This window comes from uncultured Sphingomonas sp., from assembly GCF_964244265.1.
Classification (GTDB): domain Bacteria; phylum Pseudomonadota; class Alphaproteobacteria; order Sphingomonadales; family Sphingomonadaceae; genus Sphingomonas.
On the sequence record NZ_CAXTHV010000053.1, the window covers coordinates 1 to 7,139 of the forward strand.

General features: G+C 64.9%; 5 protein-coding genes. All 5 read right to left on the reverse strand.

The genetic code is table 11. The annotated features are described in order from the left end of the window. Nucleotides 1-46: 46 nt before the first annotated feature. Complete coding sequence (locus ACFE7K_RS15170; RefSeq protein ID WP_375399034.1) at nt 47-4,240, reverse strand: Eco57I restriction-modification methylase domain-containing protein; 4,194 nt, start codon at nt 4,238-4,240, stop codon at nt 47-49. A 144-nt stretch (nt 4,241-4,384) separates the two neighbouring features. Further along, nucleotides 4,385-5,269, reverse strand: a complete 885-nt coding sequence (locus tag ACFE7K_RS15175; protein ID WP_375399035.1) for a hypothetical protein — start codon at nt 5,267-5,269, stop codon at nt 4,385-4,387. An 84-nt stretch (nt 5,270-5,353) separates the two neighbouring features. After that, nucleotides 5,354-5,590, reverse strand: coding sequence for a hypothetical protein (locus ACFE7K_RS15180; protein ID WP_375399036.1), 237 nt, complete (start codon nt 5,588-5,590; stop codon nt 5,354-5,356). Further along, nucleotides 5,554-5,898, reverse strand: coding sequence for a hypothetical protein (locus tag ACFE7K_RS15185; RefSeq protein ID WP_375399037.1), 345 nt, complete (start codon nt 5,896-5,898; stop codon nt 5,554-5,556). Before ACFE7K_RS15185 ends, ACFE7K_RS15180 begins: the two co-directional genes overlap by 37 nt. A 182-nt stretch (nt 5,899-6,080) precedes the next feature. Continuing rightward, a complete protein-coding gene (locus ACFE7K_RS15190; protein ID WP_375399038.1) occupies nt 6,081-6,896 on the reverse strand; it encodes a 3'-5' exonuclease in 816 nt (271 codons plus the stop codon). Nucleotides 6,897-7,139: the final 243 nt, after the last annotated feature.

Consider the following 7,139-nt stretch of genomic DNA (forward strand, 5'->3'; position numbering starts at 1 on the left):
CATCAGCCTCGCCGCAATCGTCACTTGGTGGATATGAGTCTCGGCCCTAGCCCAGGTCCGTAGCCGTATCCGTTAGCGGAGCGGCAGCCACGACGGGTGGAGCGAGCGGCATCCGGGGCGGCGCCGTGCGCCACATGAGCGTGACGTCGTGGGGCGTAAGGCCATAGGCGCGGTTGACGATGTCGGACAGCGCGCGCTCGTCGGCCAGCGCCGCCACGCGCGCCGCGCGGGCGGGCTCGGCGGTATCGGCGAAAGCGGCGCGTAACTGCATCAGCCGCGACGGGGTGATACCGGCCCGTTTCGGCAGCGCCGCCCGCACTGCGGCGATGAAGCCGTCGCTGTCGAGCCGGCTGGCCTGCGCCAGCCCTGCGGGTAGTTTGGCGAATCCGATCTCGTGGCGCAGCCAATCGGCGAGAGCGTGATCGGCGGCGCGGATGGCGGTGGTGGCAGCGATTACCCCTTCGGTGCGGTCGATCATTTGCCCGTCGTCCGAAGACGAAAGCTGCGCCAAGGGGAACCTTTCGATAAAGCTGGCCATGAAACGTAGCGCCTCATCTTTGCCGTGAATGGCGTCGCGCCAGCCGAACCACCACGCTGCCGGTGAGTTCAGGTTGGCGATCAGACGGACGTCGGAGGACGTCAAAATGTATGCTGTGTTGTTGAGATATCGGTTGGCACGGTCGCGCGCGAAAGATGCGGTCCACGTAATCTCCGTGAACACGATCTTTTCACGCTCGAATGCGTCGTAATACGCGCACGGTCGCAGCTCCCACCAGAACCGCCCGTGGTCTTCGCGATGGCGCAGTCCCTTGGGCTTGCCGGTCTTGGGATCGGGGAGGCTTTCATAGCGCTTGAAATGACGGTGTAGGCTCGGAAAGGTCTCGGCGAAGATCGCCTCCGCTGCCGTTTCGGTTGCGGCACCAGCCCAAGGCCAGGCGAAGTCGCTGCTCGATTTCATCACGATCATCCACAGCCCCTGCCAATCGGGCAGCCACCGATCGATGTCCTGTCCGCGCAGGTAGGGCTTGATGATTTCGACGGCACGGCCATCGTCGGCGATCAGACGTTCCTTGGTAGGGGTATCAATCAGGAACGCCTCATTGAAGCCGGTTTTGACTCCGTAGAGCGGCTTCACCCCAGCGTATTCGACCAGTGGCACGCCATTGGCGCGGATCTTCGCCAGGAGCGCGGCGACGTCGGGTGGCTCCAACGTCCAAGGTTCGGGCGTAAGCGTGTCGCGGCGCGCGATATAGCTGGCGGCCTGCACCGCCGCGGCTAGTCCGCTGCGCGGAACGTCGTCGCGCGGGATCACAGCCAGGTCGAAGGTCTCCGGGGCGGGTCCGGCGTCGGGCTTGCGCACCGCGGTGACGCAGGGGAACACGTCGGCATCGGGGAAGAAGCGCCGGGCATGGCCGAAATCGGCCATGAACTCGACCCACGCCCCTTCCGCGAACAACCGCCGCAGCCCCACGGCATAACCCGCCTTTAGCCACTTATTGGTGACGACATAGGCCATCCGCCCGCCGGGCCGGAGCAGCTTGAGGCCTTGTTCGTAGAAATAAACGTAGAGATCGGCGGTCCCGGCATAGCTATCATAGCTGCTTTCGAGCGCGGGCTTGATAGCGCCAATCATCTCCTGCCGCACATAGGGCGGGTTTCCGATCACCGCGTCGAAGCCGCCGCTGCGGCCTTGCGATGCCAGATTGCGCCACACGCCGGGGAAGGCGATCTCCCAATTGAAGAAGCGATGCGCATCGGCAAGCCCGCGCGCCTCGCGCACGAGCGTGTCGGCGATCAGACGGCGCCGGTCGTCCGGCCGCGCGGACGGAAGCAGACTGGTCTGCGACGACGGCGCGATCGACCCTTCGCGCAGCGCGGTGTCGGCGATATCAAGGGTGCCCGTCGCAATCTGCGCCGGATCGCCGAAGCTGCCCTCCAGCACCATCTTGAATGCCTCGGCCCGGTCGTAGCGGCGCTCGGCTTCGGCCGCCTTGGCCAACGCTTTCTCGACCTTAGCCAGCGCCTTGGCCTTTACCGCACGTTGAGCGTCATTGCCCTCGGCCATTTGCGCCACGGTAGCGCGACCCACACGCTCGATCTGCTCGGCGCTCTCGCGGATGCGGGCCGGGGCGTCGCGGAACACTCCCATCAGCGTATCCGCCTCGATCAGGTGGAACAGCGCGTCAATCGGTGCGCTGGCCTCCGCCACTGTCCCGAACAACGCCTTGGACTGCTCGACTTCGGCGATGTCGTTGTCGGGGATCGTCTCGATCTCTTCCATCGCGGCGGCGACATTATCAATCGAAGCGAGATGGCGGTTGACCATCAGCGAGCCGCGGTTCGCCAGCCACAAGGTAGTCGGACGCACCCATGCGCCGAGCACGCTGTTTCCGCAGCGCAGATGGTGATCGAGGAATGACAGCGGCGCGCCGACAGTGAAGCTGTGCAACCACAGCGCCACCTTGGCAAGCTCGACGGCCATCGGATTCAGATCGACGCCATAGATACAGCGTTTCAACACCATGCGGCGGACGATGTGCGGATCGTCGAGCTGGTCGGCGACTATCGGCCAGCCGTGTTGCTCGGCGCGAGACAGGATGTCGGCGCGCAAAGCCGCAATCCGGGCGACGAGCGGTGACGCATAGCCACCGCCGGCGACGCTGGCGGCGTCCTCGGTCGCCTTGAACACCTTGTCCGATAGCCAATCGACCAGGCTGACCAGGAAATGACCGCTTCCCATCGCCGGATCGACGATTTTCAGCTCCAGCATTCGCGTGGCCGGATCGAGCGCGGCCAGCGCCACGCCGGTCGTGCCGGCAGTGACCGCGGCGGCGAAGGTGTCGATGCACTCGGCGACCAGCGGCCCCACCGCGCGCTCGATGATGAGACCGACCAAGTCCTCGGGTGTGTAATAGGAGCCGGAGCGGTGCCGCGCGCTGTTGTCGGGCCGCGGCCGGACGCCACCCGCATCGTCGGCCTCGACGGCATACTCCAGGATCGATTCGTAGATTGACCCGAGTTGCTGAACGGACAGGTCGCGGTAATTGATGTAGCGCGGGCGCGGCTCAGCCGAGCGATGCGACAGGAGGAAGATAACTTCCGCGGTGACGCTGTCCGACAATCGTACACGCGCAAGCAACAGCGCGTTGGCGGGATCGAATAACCCGCCGTTGTAGGGAGGGATACCGAGCGCGTCATCGCCCTCCGCAATCGCGCCGAAGATCGTTTCCAGGCGGCTCCAATATTGGGTGCTGCGCGCCGCCGGAGTCGTCCCGGCCTCGCGCGCGTCGGCGATTTCCAGCCGCATCCGCGTCAGGCTGTAGCGAGCATAAGGGCCGCGCTCGTCGGGTAAGAGGTTGCGATCCTCGGCGTAGAGGATGAACAGCAATCGGTAGAGTAGGACCAGCGCATTGGACCTGACCTGCTCAAGATAAGCGTCGTCGATTGTTCCGGGGCGGTCGCGGTCGTGCAGCGGCAGGGCCTGCACCAGCAGCGGAAACACCCGGTCAAACACCACGTCCGACAGGTCGCGCGCGACTCGCTCTTCCCATTGCCGCGCGTCGATCAGCGCCTGATCGTGGAAAGAGCGGCCTTGTTCGGCCGGCAGAAACGCGGCGCGGCCGAAAAGGAGAAGGAACAAGCGGAAGACGTGGTCTGGATCGAATTCGGCGTCGAGCAGGTCGCGCCCACAGTCGGGAAGGTCGAACATCTTCCCGAGATCAATTTCTAGATAATCGTCAGCGACCGACAACGCACCCTGCCAATAAAGCCGCCATTGGCGGCCGTTAGTCAGGATTCCCCAGCGCATCTTGCCCTGCGTCGTGACATCTGCACGGCTCAGATAATGCATTAGCTGCGCAGCCGGGACGCCCTGGTCACCCTGCGCGGCGCGATCGAGCGGGCGGTTCCATCGCTTGGCTTCAACCAGCGCGGCTCCGTGGCGAAAGCGCTGCCACGGGTCGAGTCCGGCCGCTGCTGCATCGGCGTCAGCATCAGGAAACAGCAACGCGTCTGGCACGTCCTTTCGACCGCGCGCGTCCATCCGCTGCTGCACTGAGATATGATCCCAGCCGAGCAGACGCAGGACGGGATAGACTAGCTTGTTCTCAGTTTCTGCCTCGACCGGGTTTTTCCGCTTGAGCAGGTCGTCGATACGATCGCCCACAGCGGCGCGCAGGGTAGCGACCGCGCCGTCGTCGAGATCACGCCATGCTGCAGTTTCGGCTATGCCCTGCTTCAACCAGTCGCGCGTGAACAATCCGCCTTGCAGCACCCGTGTCGGCCCTCCCAAACGCCAAGCATAACCGATTGTGCAGAGGCGACAACGATACAGTCCACGCACCGAATAAGCTGCCCGCTGATGATCGCATCATCAGCTTTCGGTCTATGCTGCGTCCTGATCGAGCCACGGTGCGAGCACGGCAGCGTCATTTGCGGCCTTCTCTAGCCGCGCGGCGAAGCGTGTCGCGCGTCGTGCGTCGAGAGTTGCGGTATAGCCGCGCCCCGCTCGTAGTTGGACAATCCGGCGAAGGATGCGATCTTCCACTGCGTCCGCGCCAGCGCGCGGATCGTGTAGCTGCCGCCAGCGAGCGAGCAGCAGAGCGGTGCTGATGACATCGCCTTCGCAGGCTTCCTGAACAGCTTCCCACTGCCCGGCACAGATCAGCCGTGCAACCGCGAAGGCCGGCACGCTGATTTTAGCGGGGATGTCGAGGCTGGCGAGGATCTCGGCCATGTGGACCGGCTTCATCTTGAACCCGCCGGTGGTCGTTCTGGCGAAGTCGATGTGCCGCACTGGGTCGTTGCCGCCGAACCCGAGCCAGCCCCAGCCCTTGGGCAGGGTCAATCCGTGCCGCATCGCGCCGAGCGTCAGCAGCGGCACGTCGTGGAGCATACCGGCCCAGCTGACGAGCTCGGCACCGTCCGGCGCGTCGGCCAGCACCTGCAGGATGCCTGCGACGACAGCGCGCTCGTCGTGATCCGGTTGGCTCAGCGTGACGAACCGCGACACGTCGATGTTGCCGTCCGGGTGCTCGACCAGCACCATCGCGGCGGCGGTGACGATCGTCTGGAACGGCCAGCGCGGCGTGGTCAGCGGATCCTCGTGACGCTTGTAGCCGCGGCGACTCGGCTGGTCGTCGTTGCTGGGGACGTAGCGCTCCATCGCCTGGTAGCGCCGGTGCCCGGTCTCGTCGGTCACCGCGCTCTCGATGTCCAGGACGACGTAGCTACGCGGGCGACGGGGTTCGAACGGGTTGTCGATCTTCATGGCTTTTTTCCTTCCGGGATCATTCCCGGTTACGATGCTGATGGGTCAGGAAGGCGGACCCCGCCGCGCGGGGTCCGCAGGGCGTCAGCCGAAGCGGACGATCGTCTCGACGGGCGTCTCCGGCTCGATCCATGTTCCGCCCGTGGGGACGAACCGGTTGTCGGCCAGAAGTTGGCCGCCCAGCGTCGCGGCGGTGGCGCGGATGCGCTTCATCGCGAGCTTGCGGCCGGCACCGATGGCTTTCGGCTTGCCGGGCATGCGGACGAACGAGCCGCGTCCATCAATCACGAAATGTTCATCGGCACGGGTGCTGACGAACACGATCGGCGCGTCGTCGTGACTGCGAACGGCACGACGCGATCGACGACATCGATCGTCAGCAACTCGCGATAGACGATGGTGAAGCCGAGCGGCGTGGTCGCCTTCATGCTGCCCCAGCCGGTGTAGACCGCGTCCTTGCGCATGATCTGGGCGATGCGCGCCATCTCGGCCCCGACGGCGAAGTCCATCCGTCGCCCCGAGCAGAAGGCGATGCAGTCGTTGGCTGGCTTGAAGGTCGGCCAGCCCATTTCGCGGCGGAGCGCGAGCATGAAGTTCTGGTGCCCGAGGCCAATGGTCGCTTGTTGCATGCTGTCGTTTCCTCATGTGACGGCCTTCATGGCCGGAGCATTTTTCCCCAACCCGGGGGGCTCGCTTCATCGGTTCAGGAAGGAAGCGGCGCGCTGCAGCGCGCCGCCAGCTCTCAGCGATGCCGCTGATGCTAGGTGATCGGCAACATCCGCGGCACAGGCCCGTGCGGCGCGATGTGCTGTCAGAACCAGCGTTCCTCGCCAGCGCATTCTTTCTCGGTGATCTCGCACCACCAGACCTTCTGGCGCGCATCCCAGCGGTAGCCCCGCGCCTTGAGTGCGCTGCGCCGGTCGAACGACGCGCCGGTCGCCTCGAAGCGAACCGTCGGCTTCTCGGCATTGGCAAGCAGGTCGCCGATCACGGTGCCGCCATGCGGAAGCCGATGCGCCAGCAGATGGATGAGGCTGACGACGTCTGCCATCGCCCGGTGCGCATCGTTGAACCGGCCGATCTGCATCAGCAGGTGGCCGAGCTTGCGCCCGTCCAGCCCGGCTTCCAGCCAGTCGAAGTCGTTGGCCGAGCAGGCCCAGGCCGCCCCGGCGATACCGGGCATCAGGTTTTCTATGAACGCGATGTCGAACATCGCGTTATGCGCAATCAGCACGTCCGCCTTGCTCAGGCGGTGTTCGAGGCGGTCAAGGTCGATGACTCGCCCGCGAACGTCGACGTCGGTGATGCCGGTGAGCTTCGTGATATAGGGCGGGATCGGCATGCGCGGGTCGCGCAGGGCCTGTCCCGAGCTGAGGATGCCGACGATCTCGCCCCCCGCATCAACCTCCAGCGTGACCACGGCGATATCGATGATTTCGTCGTGCATGGGGTCGGTGCCGGTGGTCTCGGTGTCCACGATGGTCACGAACCGGACCGGGCCGTCGGTCGGCGGCGCCAGCGGGAAATCCTTCAGCGCGGTGACGCGGCGCAGGATGCGGATGTCCGGATCGTCCGGATGCACGGAAAGCGCCGCCCCAGCCGGGGCAGCGTCGGTGGTGTGGGTCATGGTCGATGCTCCTGTTCGAAGTCGACCGAGCTTCAGCGAGGTCTTTTCCCCTCACTCTTCCCGGTCACAGGAATCCCTCCCAGTGTGGCTTTTCCACGCCGGTCACATGCGAAAGGGCATCTTTCACTGGACCAACGAGACTTTAACTCTAGCCGGTGCAACAGTCGGTGCATCATGGCCGATAAGCATCTGATTGATCCTACCACCGAACGGGACAGTGCTGTTCTCCTCCATCTCGAGAAG